Origin of the sequence: Aphanothece stagnina RSMan2012, assembly GCF_046764815.1 — a bacterium.
Lineage (GTDB): Bacteria > Cyanobacteriota > Cyanobacteriia > PCC-6307 > Cyanobiaceae > NIES-981.
Window position 1 is genome coordinate 1 of the sequence record NZ_JBKOUC010000008.1, and the last position, 17,842, is coordinate 17,842.

Consider the following 17,842-nt stretch of genomic DNA (forward strand, 5'->3'; position numbering starts at 1 on the left):
GGCCCCGGGCCCGCTGGCCGGGGTTGCCCTCCTGGTGCCAGAGCCACTGGATGGCCCGCCGGATGGACCGCACCACGGGGACATGCGGTCGAAACTGGAACGGACGCAGCGCCATGGGGTGGGGTGAGAGGCGAGTTGGAGCTGGACAACGGCGAAGCGGGGGAGTCCTCCCTGGCCACCGCGTCTGACACGATCGCCGCCGTGGCCACGGCCATCGCGCCGGGTCAGGGAAGTGTGGCGATCGTAAGAATTTCCGGGCCCCAGGCCGAGGCCATCGGCGCCCGGCTGTTCCGGGCCCCAGGCCAGCAGGTGTGGGACAGCCATCGGGTGCTGTATGGCCACGTGGTGGACCCGGCCACCGGGGAGCCGGTGGATGAGGCCCTGCTGCTGCTGATGCGGGCGCCCCGCAGCTTCACGCGCGAAACCGTGGTGGAATTCCATGGCCACGGGGGGCTGGTGGCGGTGCAGCGGGTGCTCGAGCTGGTGCTGGCGGCCGGGGCCCGGCGGGCCCTGCCGGGGGAATTCAGCCAGCGGGCCTTTCTGCATGGCCGGCTCGATCTCACCCGGGCCGAGGCCATCAGTGAGCTGGTGACGGCCCGCAGCCGTCGCGCTGCCCAGCTGGCCATGGCGGGCCTGGATGGCGGCCTGCAGCGCCGCATCGGTGCCCTGCGCGAGCGGCTGCTGGATCAGCTGGCCGAGCTGGAGGCCAGGGTGGATTTCGAGGAGGATCTGCCCCCCCTGGACAGCGCGGCGCTGGTGGCGGCCCTCACGGCGGTGCGCCGGGAGCTGGAGCAGCTGGTGGCCGAGGCACGCCAGGGTGCCCTGCTGCGCGAGGGGCTGCGGGTGGCGATCGTGGGTCGCCCCAACGTGGGCAAGAGCAGCCTGCTCAACCGGCTCAGCCGCCGTGAGCGGGCGATCGTGACCGACCTGCCCGGCACCACCCGCGACCTGCTGGAGAGCGAGCTGGTGCTCGACGGCGTGCCGCTCACCCTGCTCGACACCGCCGGCATCCGTCCCACCGACGACGCCGTGGAGCGGCTCGGCATCGCCCGCAGCCGCGAGGCCCTGGCCACCGCGGACGCGGTGGTGCTGGTGTTCGATCTGGCGGCGGGCTGGACGCCGGCCGACGCGGAGCTGCGCGCCCTGGTGCCCGAGGGGGTGCCGCTGCTGCTGGTGGGCAACAAGGCGGATCTGGTGGAGGCACCTGCCGTTGCTTTGGCGGATGTGGCGATCAGCGCCCTCACCGGCTCCGGCAGCGACGCCCTGGTGCAGGCGCTGCTGCAGCGCTGTGGCGCCGCCGACGTGCAGGGGGTGCAGGTGGCCCTCAATGCCCGCCAGCGCGATCTCGCCGCCCGGGCGTCCGAAGCCCTGGCCGGCAGCCTCGAGGCGGCGGCCCAGCAGCTCCCCTGGGATTTCTGGACCATCGATCTGCGCGCCGCGGTGCGCTGTCTCGGGGAGATCACCGGCGAAGAGGTGAGCGAGGCGGTGCTGGATCGGGTGTTCGCCCGCTTCTGCATCGGTAAGTGAGGGTGGCTGTGGGACGCGGGCGGCGTCCTGCTGCGATCGTGCTCTGATCCAGGCCCCGCCTTGCCATGCCGTCGCTGTTCCCCCTGCAGCTGGAGCCGATGCTGCGTGCCTGGCTGGTGGAGGATCTGGGCCGTGGCGACCTCACCCTGCCGGCGCTGGCCGGTGCGGGCGGCCGGGCCCATTGGCTCACCCGCCAGGCCGGTGTGTTCTGCGGCGGCGTGCTGGTGGAGCCCCTGTTCCGCCTGCTGGATCCGGCTGTGCAGGTGCGCCTGCTGGTGGCCGACGGGGAGGCGGTGGACCCTGGCCAGCGCCTGCTGGAGCTGGAGGGCCCGGCGCCGGCGCTGGTGGCGGGGGAGCGCACGGCCCTCAACCTCGCGATGCGTCTGAGTGGCATCGCCACGGCCACAGCCGGCCTGGTGGCGGAGCTGGAGGGCACGGGCGTGAGACTGGCCGATACCCGCAAGACCACCCCTGGGCTGCGCGGCCTGGAGAAGTACGCGGTGCGCTGCGGCGGTGGGCTGAACCACCGGATGGGGCTCGACGATGCGGCGATGCTCAAGGAGAACCATCTGGCCTGGGCGGGCGGGGTGGCGGCGGCGGTGGCGGCGGTGCGCGCCCAGGCGCCCTGGCCGGCCCGGGTGATCGTGGAGGCTGAAACCGCCGCCGAGGCGGAGGCGGCCGTGCAGGCCGGGGCCGATGCGGTGCTGCTGGATGGCTTCGCGCCGGAGGCCCTGGTGCCGGTCGTGCCGGCCCTGCGTCGGCTGGCGCAGCAGCGCGGCCAGGCCGTGGTGCTGGAAGCCTCCGGTGTGCAGCCGGAGCAGCTGCGTGCCTACGCCGCCACCGGCATCGACCTGATCTCCACCAGTGCGCCGGTCACCCGCAGTCCCTGGCTCGATCTCAGCATGCGGTTCGACCCAGCCTGGATCTGAACGCTTCGGACCCTCGTCTCCGGGGGCCAGAGCACGTTCAAGTTCCTGACAAGTCAAGTTGTCGAGAAGTCAAGTTGTCGAGAAGTCATGTTGTCGATCTGTATCCCCTTCCTCGCCTGAGTGATGCGGGGCGAGAGCCACGGGCCATGGTTGAAGGGGTTCTGACGCTTGCGCCATGGTCCATCGCGTTCTGTCAGCCTCCCTGACCGTGCTGGCCCTGGTGGGTGCGTCCTCTCCTGCCCGCGCTGATGGCGTGATCGAGCGGGCCGCTCGCACGGGAGAACTGGTGGTGACAGGTCCGGCGGACATGCCGTCGATCCTGAGCCTGGACGCCGCAGGGCAGCCTCAGGGTTATGCGATGGAGTTCGCACAGAGGATCGCGGCAGCCGTGGCCACTGCCATTGGACGCCCTGTGCGCCTGAAGCTGGCGCCAGAGAGCAACCCCGTCACGGTCTTTGCGAATCTGGCCAGCGGCAAGGCGGATCTGGTCTGCGGTGTGTCCTTTTCCTGGGAACGGGACCTGTTCGTTGATTTCTCCCTGCCGATCGCGGTCTCCGGTCTGAAGTTGCTGGCACCGGAGGGGCGGTTTGACGGGTCGGCGGCCGGCCTCGCTGGCCGCTCGATCGGCGTTCAGAAGGCCTCCCTCGGCGACACCTTCACCCGAGGTTTCCAGCCCGCCGCCGCGGTGAGGCCCTTCGCGAACCTCAGCGAGGCCGTGGATGCGCTCAGCGACGGCCAGGTCGATGGGGTGATTGGCGACTCGGTCCTGCTGGAGGCGCAGGTGCGTGACCGGCGCCTGGCAGGGATGGCCTTCACCCCGGAGCGCCCGTTCGACACCTACGGCGTCGCCTGCCTCGTGCCGCAGAACGACTCGGCCTTCCGGGATCTGGTGAATCTCACCATTGCCCGCCTGCTCCAGGGCTATCTGGACGGCCAGCCCGAGGCGGTGGCCGCCGTGGATCGCTGGATCGGTCCCGGGAGCCGCCTCAACCTCTCCCGGGAGCAGATCCAGAGCTGGTTCGAGGCCTCGATGCTGGGAGTCGAAGCGATCCGGCCCTTGCCTGCGGCCAGCGCGGACAGCGCTATCCCATCGAATCCCTGACGGCCTTTGTTCTTCGTTCTGTTCTTCTCCCGTTCGTCCCCTTCTGATGGCCTTCCTGATCCGTTCACGACTGCTGGGCCTGCTGCTGCTGGCCTCCCTGCCCCTGGACTGCGCGGCGGCCCTGGCGACGGCGGCAGCCCAGCAGGCTGGTGGAGTCGGAGATGGGCCCGCAACCGCGCAGCCCCGGGGGGTGGAAGAGCGGCTGCGCCGGATTGCTCTGGCGGTGCAGGAGCAGAACGAAGGCGAGGATCGGGTTGGTCACCCGGATGGTCGGCGTGCTGACGCCGGAGAACCCCCCGAGAACGCCGAGCCCGAGAACGCCGAGCTCGAGAACGCTGAGCTGGATGGCAGCCTGCTGGCCCTCGCCTGGGTCAACGGCCCGGCCATCGGCTGGGGAAACGGCGGCTTCCGCAATGGCGGCTTCTACAACGGCGGTTTCCGCAACGGTGGCTTCTACAACGGTGGTTTCCGCAATGGGGGCTTCCGCAACGGCGGCTTCCGCAATGGTGGTGGCTGGCGGAATGCTGGCTTCCGCAATGGAGGCGGTGGTTTCCGCAACGGTGGCTTCCGCAATGGCGGAGGGGGCTTCCGCAACGGGGGTTTCCGCAATGGCGGACGACGTTGAGGGCGCGGTCCTGTGAGCCAACCTGGCCCCCAGCCGTTCGGTCCGCTGCAGCTGCTGGTGCTGCAGCCCACCCCGTTCTGCAACCTCGACTGCGACTACTGCTATCTCCCCCACCGCGACGACCGCAGCCGGCTGTCGTTCGAGATCCTCGAGGCCGCGCTCGAGCGGGTGCTGGAGAGCCCGTTCCTCGATGGCGGCTTCACCCTGCTCTGGCATGCGGGGGAGCCCCTCACCATGCCGATTGCCTTCTACGACGAGGCCACCCAGCGGATCCGGCGCGCGCTGGAGCGCCATGGCCTGCCCCCTTCCACCGTGGTGCAGTCGCTGCAGACCAACGCCACGGTGATCGATGGGGCCTGGTGTGATTGCTTCGAGCGCAACGACATCCACGTGGGCGTGAGCATGGATGGCCCGGCCTTCCTGCATGACGCACACCGGGTCACCCGCACCGGCCTGCCCACCCACGCGGCGGTGATGCGCGGCATCGACTGGCTGCAGCGGCGGGGCATCCCGTTCGAGGTGATCTGCGTGCTCACGGCCGATGGCCTCGAGCACGCCGATGCCATGGTCGATTTCTTCCTGGAGCACGGCATCACGGACGTGGGCTTCAACATGGAAGAAACCGAGGGGGAGAACGCCCAGTCCAGCCTCGATGTGGCCGTGGCGGAACGCTCAGCCCTGGAGAGCCGCTATGTGGCGTTCATGGAGCGGGTCTGGAGCCGCAGCCTCGACCATCCCGACGACCTCTGCATCCGGGAATTCGAGGGCATCACCAGCCTGGCCTGCAGTGATGCCCGCCTCAGCCAGACCGACATGAACACCCCGTTCGCGATCGTCAACGTGGACGCCCGCGGCAACGTGTCCACCTTTGACCCCGAGCTGCTGTCCGTGAAGACCGAGGCCTATGGCGATTTCGCCTTCGGCAACGTGCTCACCCACAGCCTCGAAGCCCTGGCCGCCACCCCCAAATTCCAGCGGGTGCATCGTGAGATCCGCTCGGGGGTGGAGCGCTGCCGCAGCAGCTGCGAGTACTTCGGCCTCTGCGGCGGCGGCGCCGGCAGCAACAAGTACTGGGAGCACGGCAGCTTCGACTGCAGCGTGACCCAGCACTGCCGCTTCCGCATCCAGCTGGTGGCCGACGTGGTGCTGGCCGGCATGGAGCGGGAGCTGGGGCTGGCGCCCTGAAACCTGAGCCCTGAGCCCTGAACCCTGAGCCCTGAGCCGGCTCGCCTGCCCTGCTGCTCAGCTCCTGCGTTCGGCCAGCTGCTGGAACAGCGCCACGTACTGGGCAGGTCCCCCGGCGAGGCTGGCGTCGATGCGGAGGGGATCCTCCGGGTCGGTGAGACCGGCCAGTTCGCCATCGGCATGGGAGGGCCGATCCACCGCCCCGCCGCTGCTGTCCACCAGCACCACCCGGTTGGCGGTGCCGAACACCTCCCCCAGCTCCTGCAGCAGGGTGAGGAAGCCGCGGTCGCTGCCCCCCCGCAGCCAGCCCCCGCCCGGGGCCGGCATCGAGGTGATCGTGTCGCCCACCCCCACCAGGCGGGGCATCAGCGCCGGCGGGATCGCCGAACGGGCCAGCTCCAGCAGGCTGGGGTGGTCGTGGGGGGCGGTGCGCACGTTGAAGTCGGCGCCGAGGGGGGCGCTGCCAGTGCGGCGCGCAATGGCCTGGTTGAGCAGCACCAGCAGGCCCACCTCCTTGAGGGCACCGCGCAGCATCAGCTGGACATCGGTGGTGCCGGTGCCGGAGGTGCTGGCGGGTTTGAGCTGCTCCATCCCATCCCGGCTGCCCAGGTTCGGCGCCAGGTGCAGGAAGAACGACCGCCCCAGACCCGCTGCCCTGGCCTGCTCGAGCAGCCCCTGCATCAGCTCCAGAGCCAGGGCCTGCAGATCCTGCTGGCGTTCCACCGAGCCCCCGCTGGCGGCGAACAGGCCGTTGAGATTGAGGCTGGGGGACAGGGGGTTGTCGAGCACGGCCGCCTCCACCCGGGCGGCACGCTCCTCCGCTGTCAACTGCGGCAGAACGGTTGGCAGCCGCTCCAGCAGGGCTCGGCGCAGCTGATCCGGGGTGGCGGCGAGGAAGGCGATCTCGCCGGCGCTCACCCCTGGGTGACTCACCCGGGCGAAGCGGTCCTGCAGCTGCACGCCGCCCGCCGCCAGCCCGGGCAGATAGAGCCCTTCGGCCGCTGGATCGGCCTGGCCCGCCAGGGCCGCCTCCACCACCCGGTTCACGCCGCGGCTGCCCTCGTGCTCGCCATTGGTGAGCACCGCGAACTGCCCCTCCAGCCGCCGGGCTGCCCGCAGGTAGGCCGGCTCCAGCCGCCTGTGGCGCGGATCGTGCACCAGCTCCATGCACACCCCGTCGAGGTCCTGCACGATCAGCAGATCGGCCGGTCCGGCCAGATCCTCGAGCAGGTCGTCCGGGCTCAGGGGATGGGAGGAGAGGGGCATGGACTCAGGGGGCGGCGCAGTGGGCTGGTGGCGGGTTGCAGCGTTGGAGGCCGACCTCAGGCTGCAGCATCGGGCGCGAGCCGAAAGGTCTTCGATTTCTTTCTCTTTTGAAATTCAGAGCCGCTATCTAGCTCTTGTGTGCTACCAAACTTGAAAGAAATGACTGCATGGGTTCAGCGCTTTTTCTGAGCATCGACCAGGGCACCACCAGTTCAAGGGCGGCTCTCTACGACACCTCCGGTCACCAGGTGGCCTGTTGCGGAGCCCCCCTGGAGTGCCGCTACCCCGCCGATGGCTGGGTGGAGCAGGACCCCGAGGCGATCTGGCAGAGCCAGCTCGCGGCGCTGCACCAGCTGGAGGGCTCGATCAGCGAGGAGCAGCGCCGGGCGGTGGCGGCCTGCGGGATCGCCAACCAGCGCGAAACCACCGTTCTGTGGCGACGCGGCAGCGGCGAACCGCTGGCGCCGGCGATCGTCTGGCAGGACGGCCGCACCGCCGCCCTCTGCACCGAGTGGAAGCGGCAGGGCCTGGAGGAGGCCCTGCGGCAGCGCACCGGCCTGCTGGTGGATCCGTACTTCAGTGCCAGCAAGATCGTCTGGTCGCTGCGGGAGCATCCGGCGGTGGCGGCGGCGGCCACCGCCGGGCAGCTGTGCTTCGGCACGGTGGACAGCTGGCTGCTGTGGCGCCTCTGCGGCCGCCACGCCACCGACTGCAGCAACGCCAGCCGCACCCTGCTGATGGATCTGGAGCAGCTCCAGTGGGCCGGCGACCTCGCCGCGGCGCTGGGCGTGCCGGAGCAGGCCCTGCCGGAGCTGCTGCCGAGCCAGGCACCCTTCGGAAGCATCGCCGCCGGCCTGCCCTTCGCCGGTGTGCCGATCACGGCGATGCTGGGCGATCAGCAGGCCGCGACCCTGGGCCAGAGCTGTCTGCAGGTCGGTGAAGGGAAGTGCACCTACGGCACCGGCGCCTTCCTGGTGATCAACACCGGCGCCACGATCCAGCGCTCCTCCGCCGGCCTGCTCAGCACCGTGGGCTGGACCGACGCGGCCGGCAAGCCCACCTACTGCCTCGAGGGCAGCCTGTTCAATGCCGGCACGGCGATCCAGTGGCTGCGCGACGGCCTGCACCTGATCGAGCGCTCCGACCAGGTGAATGGCCTGGCGGCGGCGTGCAGCAGCAGCGGCGGCGTGATGCTGGTGCCCGCCTTCACCGGCTGGGGCACGCCCCACTGGGACCCCTACGCCCGGGGCCTGCTGATCGGCCTCACCCGCGACACGGGCCCGGCCCAGATCGCCCGCGCCACCCTCGAAGGCATCGCCCTGGCGGTGGCCACCCTGGTGGAGCTGGCCGAGCGGGCTCTGGGAGCTCCCCTCCAGGAGCTCGCCGCCGACGGCGGCGCCGCGGCGGCCGATCTGTTGCTGCAGGCCCAGGCGGATGCCACCGGGGTGCCGGTGCGGCGCCGCGCCGATCTCGAGAGCACCAGCCGCGGCGTGGCCCTGCTGGCGGGGGTGCAGGCCGGCCTGCTGCCGGGCCTCGAGGCCTGGAGCGCCCTGGCCAGCGCGCCCGGGGCCCGGCGTTTCGAGCCCACGCTGGGGCCGCTGCAGCGCCAGGCCTGGAGCCGGCGCTGGCACGGGGCGGTGGAGCGCAGCCTGCACTGGCAGGAGAGCTCCACCACCCCAGGCAACACGACGACCACCACCACAACCCTCACCGGAGCCGCCTGAATGACCGTGGATCTGCTCGTGATCGGAGGCGGCGCCACCGGGGCCACCGTGGCGCTGGAGGCCGTGCGCCGCGGCCTCTCGGTGACCCTGGTGGAGGCGGGCGACATCGCCCGGGGCACCAGCAGCCGCAGCACCAAGCTGCTGCACGGCGGCGTGCGCTATCTGGAGCTCGCCTTCAAGCGGCTCGACTGGCGCCAGCTGCAGCTGGTGCGCGAAGCCCTCGGCGAGCGGGGCTTCTGGCTGGAGGCGGTGCCGTTCCTGGCCCACCGCCTGGAACTGCTGCTGCCCACGGCAGGGTTCCTGCAGCAGGCCTACTACGGCGTGGGCCTCAGTCTTTACGACCTCCTGGCCGGCCGCCGCGGCATCGGGGCCAGCCGCTGGCTGGGCCGCGAGGCGGTGCGGCAGCAGCTGCCGGAGCTGGCGCACGGCTTCAGCGGCGTGGCCTACAGCGACGGCCAGTTCGACGACGCCCGCCTGAACCTGCTGATCGTCCGCACGGCCGCGGCTCTGGGGGTCACCGTGCACACCCGCACCCGGGTGGTGGAGCTGCTGCGCCAGGGCGATCGCCTCGCCGGTGCCGTGGTGGAGGACGCCCGCAGCTGTGAACGGCGCGAGCTGCCGGCGCGGGTGGTGCTCAATGCCACCGGCATCGGCGCCGACGCGATCCGGCGCCTGGCCGATCCCGACCAGCCCCCCCGGCTGCAGGCCAGCCGTGGCATGCACGTGGTGCTCAAGGCCAACCTCTGCCCCGGCGGCACCGGCCTGCTGATCCCCTCCACCGAAGACGGCCGGGTGCTGTTCATGCTGCCGTTCTTCGGCCGCACCCTGGTGGGCACCACCGATACGCCCTGTCCGCTGGAGGAGGCCAACCGCTCCAGCGCCGAGGAGGAGGCCTACCTGCTCAGCTACGTGCGCCGCTGGTTCCCCGAGCACGGCGAACCCGAGGTGGCCAGCCGCTGGGCCGGTGCCCGGCCGCTGCTGCGGCCCGCGGCTGCCGCCACTGGCGACACGGCCACCGGGAACACCGCCACGGTGGTGCGGGAGCACGAGGTGGAGACCCTCCCCTCGGGCCTGATCAGTGTGATGGGGGGCAAGTGGACCACCTGCCGTCCGATGGCCCTCGACGGCCTCGAGGCCGTGGCCGCCCAGCTGGGTCGCCCCCTGGGCGAGCCGGCGGGGCCGGCGCCGATCCTGGGCTCCGCCGCCACCCCCGAGGCCACCCGGCGGGAGCTCATGGCCCTCGAGCAGCGGCTGCTGGAGCACCATCCCCAGGCCCTGGTGCGGCACCTGCTGGCCAGCCATGGGTTGGAGGCGGAGGCGGTGCTGGCCTGCGCCGCCACGCCGCAGGAGTGCGAGCCCCTGAGCGCCGTGATCCCGCTCACCGCCGCTGAAGTGCGCCATGCGGCCCGCCACGAGTGGGCCCGCAGCCCCGAGGATGTGCTGGCCCGCCGCTGCCGGCTCAGCTTCGTGGACACGGCCGAGGCCGAGCGCCTCACCCCCAGGGTGCAGGAGCTGCTGGATCAGGAGCTGGCAGCGGCCACGACCTCCGGTTCGCCCACCAGCCACCAGAAGAACCCGTAGGCGGGCAGGTAGACGTACCAGGCATCGCTGGCGGCTGGAAACTCACAGCCCCAGAACACCTCCCGCATGCGGCTGCCGCGCCAGCGCTCCAGGTCGAGCTGGGTGGAGGCCCCGGCCGCCGAGAGGTTCGCGGCCACCACCACGGTCATGTCCGCCGTGCGGCGCGCGTAGCAGAGCACACTCGGGTGGCCGCTCTCCAGCAGCTGGAAGTCGCCCGAGCGCAGGGCCGTCAGCTGCCGGCGGCTGGTGAGCATGCGGTGGTGCCAGTTGAGCAGGGAGCCGGAGAGCTGCTGCTGCACCGCCACGTTCACCACCCGGTAGTCGTAGCCGGGTGCGGTGATGGGGGGCAGCACCAGCAGGGGATCGGGTGCGGTGGAGAAACCGCCGTTGCGCTCCGGGGTCCAGGCCATCGGCGTGCGGTTGGCATCCCGGTCCCGCAGGCCGGGCCAGTCGCCCATGCCCAGTTCGTCGCCGTAGTAGAGGCAGGGGATGCCGGGAAGGCTGTAGATCAGGGCGTGCAGCAGGGTGTTGGGGCGCGGGTCGCCGTTGAGCAGGGGCGCCAGCCGCCGGTTGATGCCCCAGTTGAGCCAGTGCCCCGCGGCATTGGGGAAGCCGGTGCGCACCGCCTCGATCACGCTCGCGTCCACCAGGTGGCCGTCCCCCAGCCAGAGCTCGTCGTGGTTGCGCAGCGGCAGGGCCCAGCGGCAGCCCGGCACGGTGGCCTGGGCCTCGCGCAGGCACTGGTGCAGCTGATCGCAGCGGCCCCGGGCCACCGCCGCGAACAGGTGGGCCGTGAGCCCGAACTCGAAGGCCGCGTGCAGTTCCCCCTCCGCCAGGTAGGGCGCCGACTCCTGCACGGGCTGGATGGCTTCGGCCAGCAGCAGCACGTCGCGGCCGCAAGCCTCCACCCGCCGGCGCAGCCGCTGCAGGAAGGCGTGGGTGTCGGGCAGGCCCTCGCAGCGGCTGCCCTCCTGCTCGAACAGGAAGGGCACGGCATCGAGGCGGAAGCCGTCCACCCCCTGGGCCAGCCAGAAGTCCACCACCGCCAGCATCTCCTCCTGCACGGCCGGATTGGCGTAGTTGAGGTCGGGCTGGTGGCGCAGGAAGCGGTGCAGGTAGTACTGGCCGGCCACCGCGTCCCACTCCCAGTTCGACGTTTCGAAGTGGCGGAACAGCACGGGCGCCTCGGCGTAGCAGCGGTCGTCGTCGCGCCACACGTAGAAGTCGCGCTCGGGGCTGCCCTTGGCGGCCCAGCGGGCCCGCTGGAACCAGGGGTGCAGCACGCTGGTGTGGTTCAGAACCAGATCGAGCACCACCCGGATGCCCTTGGCATGGGCCTCCGCCAGCAGCCGGTTCAGGTCCTCGAGGCTGCCCAGGTCCGGGTGGATCGCCGTGAAGTCGGTGATGTCGTAGCCGCCGTCCTTCAGCGGGGAGGGGTAGAGCGGGGTGAGCCAGATGGCATCCACCCCCAGCCACTCCAGGTAGGGCAGCTTGCCGGTGATGCCGGCCAGATCGCCGATGCCGTCACCGTCGGCGTCGGCGAAGCTGCGGGGCATCACCTGGTAGATCACGCAGCCTTCCCACCAACGCACCTGGGGATCGGGCATCCGGGAACGGCGTCTTGGCTCTCTGCATCGGGTCTAGGCGGCTCCGCCGGGCGGCGCCAAGAGCGCCGTGCAGGCAGGTCGGTGTCAGAAGGCCGGTGTCAGCAGCGCTCTCCGGTGGCCTGGCGGAAGCGGTGTTCATGGCGGGGCTCCCAGCCCAGCTGCAGCGCATCGCCGATCACCTGGCTGCCGTCGGTGGTCCAGCGCAGCTCGCCGTGGCGGCTGGCCAGGGTGAGCTGCTGGCTCGCCCCGTGCCACTCCCGGCTCAGCACCTGCACCGGCAGTCCCCCCTCGGCCACCGGATGGAGGTGTTCGGGCCGGATGCCGAGCACGGTGCCGTCGTCCATCGGCAGCAGGTTGATCTGGGGGCGGCCGATGAAGCTGGCCACCACCACGTTCGCCGGCCTGCCGTAGAGCTCCTGGGGGGTGCCGCACTGCTGCAGCCGTCCGTCCTGCAGCACGGCGATGCGGTCGGCGATGCCCATCGCCTCCTGCTGGTCGTGGGTCACGTACACCACCGGCGCCTGGCCGCCGCAGAGGATCGCGCGCAGCTGGGGCCGCAGCTCCTCGCGCAGCTGGGCATCGAGGTTGCTCATCGGCTCGTCGAGCAGGAACACCCGCGGTTCCCGCAGCAGGGCCCGGGCCAACGCCACCCGCTGGCGCTGGCCGCCGGAGAGGTCGGCCGGCCGGCGATCGCTGAAGCCTTCGAGCTGCAGCATCGCCAGCACCCGGGCCACCGACTCCTCCCGCCGCTGCCGAGGCACGCCCCGCAGCTCCATGCCCAGCGAGAGGTTGCGCGCCACGCTGAGGTGGGGATAGAGCGCGTAGCTCTGGAACACCATCGCCACCTGGCGGCGGCCGGCCGGCACGCACGTCATGTCGCGGCCGCCGATGAGGATCCTTCCGCCATCGGGCCGGTCGAGCCCGGCGATCAGGCGCAGGATCGTGCTCTTGCCGCAGCCGCTCGGCCCCAGCAGGGCCAGGCATTCACCGGCCGCCACCGTCAGGTCGATGCCCGCCAGGATCAGCCGCTCCCCGAGGCGGCGTTCCAGGCCCTCCAGGCGCAGGGCGGGGGCGGCCGCAGCGGCGGCGCTGGCGACGGCGTTGCTCAACCCGGTGCTCTTCATCCTTTGATCGCTCCCTGGGTCAGGCCCGCCACGATCTGGCGCTGGAACAGCAGCAGCAGGGCCAGCAGCGGCACGCTGCCGAGCACGGTGGCGGCGGCGAAGGCGCCGTAGGGCACGGTGAACACCGAAGACCCGGCGATCCGGGCCATCGCCGGCGCCAGGGTGAGCAGGTCGCTGCGGCTCAGCCAGGTGAGGGCGATCGGGAACTCGTTCCAGCTGAACAGGAACACCAGCAGGCCCGTGCTCACCACGGAGGGCCCCATCAGGGGCAGCAGGATCCAGCGCAGCCGCTGCGGCAGGCTGAAGCCCTCCAGCACCGCGTTCTCCTCCAGCTCCTGCGGCAGCTCGGCGAAGGCCGCCTGCAGCAGCAGCAGGGCCAGGGGCAGGGAGAGGCCGGCGTAGGGCAGGCAGAGGGCCAGCAGGTTGTTGGCCAGGCCGAACTGCCGCGCCACCTCCAGCAGGGCGAGGAACAGCAGCACGTAGGGGAACACGGCCGCCGCCAGCAGGCCGCCGCCGATCAGCAGCCGCAGCACCCCCTGACGGCGGCTGAGGGCATAGGCGCAGGGGATGGCGAGCACCAGGGTGAGCAGGGTGCTGAGAGCCCCCACCACCGTGCTGTTGAGCAGGTAGCGCCAGAAGGGGGGATCGCCGCTGAGCACGGCGCCGTAGTTGGCCAGGGTCCAGCCGCGGGCGAGGCCGCCGGCGCCGGCCAGCAGCGCTTCCGGGGTGCGCAGGGAGGTGTAGAGCTGCCAGAGCATCGGCCCGAGGCTCCAGAGCAGCAGCAGGGCCACCAGGGCGCTGCGGCCGAGGGATCCGGTCGTGGATGCGGACGCGGGTTGTGATGCGGAGGGATGGGACGGAGTCATGACGGCGAGCTCCCGGGTCGGCGCTGGCTGAGCACCAGCAGGGCGGCGCCGGCCAGCAGCAGCACGAACATGCCGAGCATCACGGTGGCGCTGTAGCCGAAATCGAGGAAGCGCATGGCATTGAGGTAGGCGTAGAGCGCCAGGCTCTCGGTGCTGCTGGCCGGGCCGCCGCCTGTGAGCACCACCACCAGATCGAACACCCCGAGCGCCTGGGCCAGGCGGAACAGCAGCACGATGAAGATGTAGGGCTGCAGCAGCGGCAGGGTGATGCGGCGCAGGGCCTGCCAGGGAGAGCCGCCCTCCAGGGCGAAGGCCTCGTAGAGATCGGCCGGGATCATCTGCAGGCCGGCCAGCAGCAGCAGGGCCACGAACGGCGTGGTCTTCCACACGTCGGCGAACACCACCGCCAGCCAGGCCAGCTGGGGGGAGGCGAGAAACGGCACGGTCGGCAGGCCCAGCAGCTGCAGCAGGCCGTTGATCGGGCCGTTGGGGTCGTTGAAGATCCAGCGCCAGCCCAGGGCCATCACCGTGGTGGGCAGGGCCCAGGGCAGCAGGGTGAGGCTGCGCACCACGCCCCGGCCGCGCCAGCGCTGGTGCAGCAGCAGGGCGATGCCCAGGCCGAGCACCAGTTCCAGCCCCACCGACACACCCGCGAAGCGCACGGTCTGGAGGGCGTCCTGCCAGAAGCGCCCGTCGCCCAGCAGCCGCTCCCAGTTGGCCAGGCCCACCGGCACGGGCTTGAGGCCGGTGAACACCGACTGGGCCTGCAGGCTCAGGCCGGCGTAGTCGAGGATCGGCCAGAGGAACACCGCCAGCAGCAGCAGCAGGGCGGGGGCCATCAGGGCCAGGCTCAGCAGCGGGTTCATGGCGCCACCTCCTGCTTTTCTGGCTGCTTCTCTGACAGATCCTCTGGCTGGCGCTGGCCGCTGGCTTCCAGCAGCTGCCGGCTGGAGCGGCCGGCGCGGGCCATGGCCCGCTCGGGGGGCGTGTCGCCGGTGATCACGCCGCTGAGCTGGCGCTGCACGATGTCGCTGAGCTGGGCATAGCCGGGGTTGATCGGCCGCAGCACGGCCTCCTCCAGGGCGGCGCGCAGCACCGGCAGCAGCGGGCGGCGCTCCACCAGTTCTGGATCGTCGAACAGGGCGGTGAGGGTGGGGGTGTAGCCCCAGCGCTCCACCAGCTGCCGCTGGCTGGCCTCGCCGGTGAGGGCCTGCAGCACCTGCACGGCCTCGGCCGGGTGGCGGCTGCCGGCGAGCACCGAGAGCCCCCAGCTGCCCTGGGTGGCGCCGTGGGGCTCGCCGGGCTGGGCCACCATCGTGGTGACCCCCACCCGGCCGGCCACGCGGCTGCCCGGGCCCTGCAGTTCCTGCCAGGCATAGGGCCAGTTGCGCAGGAAGGCGGCCTCACCGGCCTCGAAGCTCTGCAGCGCTTCCGGCTCGGCGAAGTTGGCCACCGCCGGCGGGCTCACGCCACTGTCGACCAGGCCGCGCAGCCAGGCCGCCGCTTCGCTGGCCGCGGCGGTGTCGAGCCCGAAGCCGGGCCCGACGGGCCCCCAGGCGCCCCCGAAGCCGTGCAGCACCTCGAGGAACACGCAGCTGAGGCCCTCGTACTGGCGGCCCTGCCACACGTAGCCCCAGCGCACCTGGCCCTGGCGCTGCAGCTCCTGCGAGGTGGCCACCAGTTCGGCGGGGGTGCGGGGCGGGGCGTCCATCAGGTCGGTGCGCCAGTAGAGCAGGCCCATGTCGGCCACCAGGGGGAGGCGCCAGAGCTGGCCGTCGATGCGGTTGCCCTCGCGGGCGCCGGGGGCCAGCGGAGCCAGGGCGTCGGGGCCGAGCCTGTCGTCGAGGGGCAGCAACCAGCCGGCGGCGGCGTACTTGGCCGTCCAGGTCACGTCCATCAGCAGCAGGTCGTAGGGGCTGTCGCCCAGCAGCAGGCTGCTGATCGCCAGGTCCGACACCGATTCCGTCTCGAAGGGGCCGCGGGTCACGGCGATGCGCACGTCGCGGTGCTCGCGGTTGAAGGCGCTCACCAGCTCGGCGGTGGCATCGGCGAAGGGAGCCGGCATCAGCACCTGCACCGTCACCGGGGAGCGGGCCCACACCCGGCCGCCCCAGATCAGGCCTGCTCCCATGAGGGCGAAGGCCAGGCCGAGGGCCAGCACCTGCCCCAGGCGGCGGGCCCGCCGTGTCCGCCGGCCGGCCGGGATCAAATCGCCCGCAGGGCGCCGAGTTCCTGCTCGGCCCAGTGCTGCACCGTGAATTCCTCCACGGCCTCCGACATCGAGGCCATGCGGCGCACCTGCTCGTCCTTCGGCATGGTCAGGGCGGTGAGGATGGCTTCGTCCATGCTCCTGTGGGAGTAGGGGTTGGTGATCACCGCGTCCTCCAGTTCCACCGAGGCGCCGGAGAATTCCGAGAGCACCAGCACGCCGTCACGGCCCTGGCGGGCGGCCACGTATTCCTTGGCCACCAGGTTGAGGCCATCGCGCAGCGGCGTGATCCAGCACACGTCCGACTGGGTGAACCAGGCCACCAGCTCGTTGTAGGGGGTGCGGCGGGTGGAGAGGCGCACGGGGGTCCAGTCGATGCGGCCGAAGCGGCCGTTGATCCGGCCGGTGATCTCCTCCACCGAGCGCTGGATGTCCTCGTAGATGCGCATGCCGCTGGCGGCGGCCACGCAGGCGAGGAACAGCTCCACCCGGCCGTGCCATTCGGGGTTGTTCTCCAGCACGCGCTCGTAGGAGAGCAGCATGTCCTCGTTGCCCTTGGTGTAGTCCACCCGGGAGGCCGAGATGATCAGCTTGCGACCGGCGTGCTGCTCGGCGATCTGGGCCGCCATGACGCGCACCTCCTCGGAAGCGACGATCTCGCGGATCACGTCGGGCGAGGTGCCCACCGGCGAAGCCTGGATGTGAACGCGGCGGCCGTTGTGCTCCAGCCAGGGCATCACGGTGGGTTGGGCCAGGGCGCTGCCGAAGTGGCGGAACTTCTGGGCCACCGGCACCGGCTCGCCGCAGCGGGCGCCGCGCAGGTTGATGGCGGTGCGGGAGAAGTTGTCGGCGTAGCGGGGGATGTGGAAGCCCACCAGGTCGCAGCAGAGCAGGCTGTCGAGAATTTCATCCCGCCAGGGCAGGATGCTGAACACGTCGTTGGAGGGGAACGGCGTGTGGTGGAAGAAGGCGATGCGCACATCGGGCCTCAGCGCCCGGATCTGGGCCGGCACCAGCCAGAGGTTGTAGTCGTGCACCCAGATGGTGGCGCCCTCGGCGGCTTCCTCGCAGGCGGCGCGGGCGAAGGACTGGTTCACCTCCTCGAAGGTGGCCCAGTCGGAGTTGTCCACACTGAACAGCCCCGGGAAGCTGTGCAGGATCGGCCAGAAGGACTCCTTCGAGGTGACGTGATAGAAGCTGGAGATCTGCTCTTTGGTGAGCGGCAGGCGCCGCAGCGTGAACGGATTGGTGGAGGGAACCGTGAGGCGTTCGTCGGGCGCGGTGGCGGCCTCGGCGTCTTCCCGCCAGGAGATCCAGGTGCCGGAACGCTCCTCCTGGAAGAGGTTGCGCAGGGTGGGGATGATGCCGTTGGGACTCTTCTGGTCCACGAACTCCACGCTGCCATCGGCCGACGGCTTCAGGTCGTAGGGGGAGCGGTGGTACACCAGCACGAAGCTGCTGCTGCCGAAGCGGGAACCCGGGACTGACCGGGACTCGGTGGCGACCGTGGTGGGATGCGCTGGCATGGCGGAGGACCTCAGAGATCGGTGGAACGGCTGCGCCGGTTGCGCCGATTGCAGCGGATCTGCACGCCCGGCTGGATGCCGTCTGGCCAGGAGAATCCTCAACGCTGGTGCCGGAACGACCGGAGAGCGGGCAGCGCGAACCGGTAAGGGCGCTGAGAGCCGAGGACTACTGGCGAAAGCTTGAAAGCCTCATGCCTGGCCAGGAATTGGGCCGGGAAATGGATCCGAAGTTTGCGGGCAGTTTGTGTAAGCAGACGTGCGAAAGCTTTCTGATATTAACTCATTAGGGCCTAGTTTGTCAAACTTGTTTCGATCTGTCGGGGATTCAATCGATCGGCGTGTGAATTGTCGGGTTGCTGATGCAGGCAGAAAAGACCTTGATGCGGCAGGGTTTTGCTCCGGCTGCTGCGCTGGGGATGCAGGGGGACGGCGTGGGGGCTTTGCTGCTTGCCGCTGGTCCGGTCGCCGGCCTGGGATTTCCGATGAAGAAGGTTTGCAAAACGATGTCGGCAAGCCCCTTGGGAAAGGGGATTGGCCCTTCGCGCCTAGCCTTAAGGCAACCATATCTCGC

At 71.0% G+C, this 17,842-nt stretch carries 14 protein-coding genes; 7 read left to right on the forward strand and 7 right to left on the reverse strand.

Annotation, left to right across the window (positions count from 1 at the left end; genetic code table 11):
* Window positions 1-171 precede the first annotated feature (171 nt).
* From mnmE to grrM, 5 genes are all read left to right on the forward strand, one after another.
* Window positions 172-1,527, forward strand: a complete 1,356-nt coding sequence (mnmE, locus tag ACLNEE_RS06760; protein WP_411424672.1) for a tRNA uridine-5-carboxymethylaminomethyl(34) synthesis GTPase MnmE — start codon at window positions 172-174, stop codon at window positions 1,525-1,527.
* Window positions 1,528-1,592: 65 nt separating this feature from the next.
* Window positions 1,593-2,456 carry a carboxylating nicotinate-nucleotide diphosphorylase gene (gene nadC, locus ACLNEE_RS06765; protein WP_411424669.1) on the forward strand — a complete coding sequence of 288 codons (864 nt, stop codon included), beginning with the start codon at window positions 1,593-1,595 and terminating at the stop codon, window positions 2,454-2,456.
* Between the two features lie 175 nt (window positions 2,457-2,631).
* Complete coding sequence (gene grrP / locus ACLNEE_RS06770; RefSeq protein ID WP_411424670.1) at window positions 2,632-3,558, forward strand: extracellular substrate binding-like orphan protein GrrP; 927 nt, start codon at window positions 2,632-2,634, stop codon at window positions 3,556-3,558.
* A gap of 46 nt (window positions 3,559-3,604) precedes the next feature.
* Window positions 3,605-4,183, forward strand: coding sequence for a GrrA/OscA1 family cyclophane-containing rSAM-modified RiPP (grrA, locus tag ACLNEE_RS06775; RefSeq protein ID WP_412006925.1), 579 nt, complete (start codon window positions 3,605-3,607; stop codon window positions 4,181-4,183).
* A gap of 12 nt (window positions 4,184-4,195) precedes the next feature.
* Complete coding sequence (gene grrM / locus ACLNEE_RS06780; protein WP_411423604.1) at window positions 4,196-5,368, forward strand: cyclophane-forming radical SAM/SPASM peptide maturase GrrM/OscB; 1,173 nt, start codon at window positions 4,196-4,198, stop codon at window positions 5,366-5,368.
* Window positions 5,369-5,425: 57 nt separating this feature from the next.
* Here the strand turns inward: grrM and stpA are convergent, their stop codons facing one another.
* Window positions 5,426-6,634 carry a glucosylglycerol 3-phosphatase gene (stpA, locus tag ACLNEE_RS06785; protein ID WP_411423605.1) on the reverse strand — a complete coding sequence of 403 codons (1,209 nt, stop codon included), beginning with the start codon at window positions 6,632-6,634 and terminating at the stop codon, window positions 5,426-5,428.
* 167 nt (window positions 6,635-6,801) lie between these two features.
* Between stpA and ACLNEE_RS06790 the strand changes: the two genes are divergently transcribed.
* A complete protein-coding gene (locus ACLNEE_RS06790) occupies window positions 6,802-8,358 on the forward strand; it encodes an FGGY family carbohydrate kinase (RefSeq protein WP_411423606.1) in 1,557 nt (518 codons plus the stop codon).
* Complete coding sequence (locus ACLNEE_RS06795) at window positions 8,359-9,939, forward strand: glycerol-3-phosphate dehydrogenase/oxidase (RefSeq protein ID WP_411423607.1); 1,581 nt, start codon at window positions 8,359-8,361, stop codon at window positions 9,937-9,939.
* On the opposite strand, the gene ACLNEE_RS06800 is transcribed toward ACLNEE_RS06795, so the two are convergent.
* The 6 genes from ACLNEE_RS06800 to ggpS all read right to left on the reverse strand — a co-directional run bounded on the left by ACLNEE_RS06800 (window position 9,879) and on the right by ggpS (window position 17,271).
* Entirely contained in the window at window positions 9,879-11,546 is a 1,668-nt protein-coding gene (locus ACLNEE_RS06800; protein ID WP_411423608.1) for an alpha-amylase family protein, read from the reverse strand. The two genes, ACLNEE_RS06795 and ACLNEE_RS06800, sit on opposite strands and share 61 nt — an antisense overlap.
* Window positions 11,547-11,644: 98 nt before the next feature.
* Complete coding sequence (locus ACLNEE_RS06805) at window positions 11,645-12,655, reverse strand: ABC transporter ATP-binding protein (protein WP_412006926.1); 1,011 nt, start codon at window positions 12,653-12,655, stop codon at window positions 11,645-11,647.
* Between the two features lie 11 nt (window positions 12,656-12,666).
* A complete protein-coding gene (locus ACLNEE_RS06810; protein WP_411423610.1) occupies window positions 12,667-13,536 on the reverse strand; it encodes a carbohydrate ABC transporter permease in 870 nt (289 codons plus the stop codon).
* Window positions 13,533-14,402: a carbohydrate ABC transporter permease gene (locus tag ACLNEE_RS06815; RefSeq protein ID WP_411423611.1), complete on the reverse strand. Its 870-nt coding sequence runs from the start codon at window positions 14,400-14,402 to the stop codon at window positions 13,533-13,535. Before ACLNEE_RS06815 ends, ACLNEE_RS06810 begins: the two co-directional genes overlap by 4 nt.
* Window positions 14,399-15,745, reverse strand: coding sequence for an ABC transporter substrate-binding protein (locus ACLNEE_RS06820; RefSeq protein WP_411423612.1), 1,347 nt, complete (start codon window positions 15,743-15,745; stop codon window positions 14,399-14,401). Before ACLNEE_RS06820 ends, ACLNEE_RS06815 begins: the two co-directional genes overlap by 4 nt.
* Window positions 15,742-17,271: a glucosylglycerol-phosphate synthase gene (gene ggpS / locus ACLNEE_RS06825; RefSeq protein WP_411423613.1), complete on the reverse strand. Its 1,530-nt coding sequence runs from the start codon at window positions 17,269-17,271 to the stop codon at window positions 15,742-15,744. Before ggpS ends, ACLNEE_RS06820 begins: the two co-directional genes overlap by 4 nt.
* Between the last annotated feature and the right edge of the window lie 571 nt (window positions 17,272-17,842).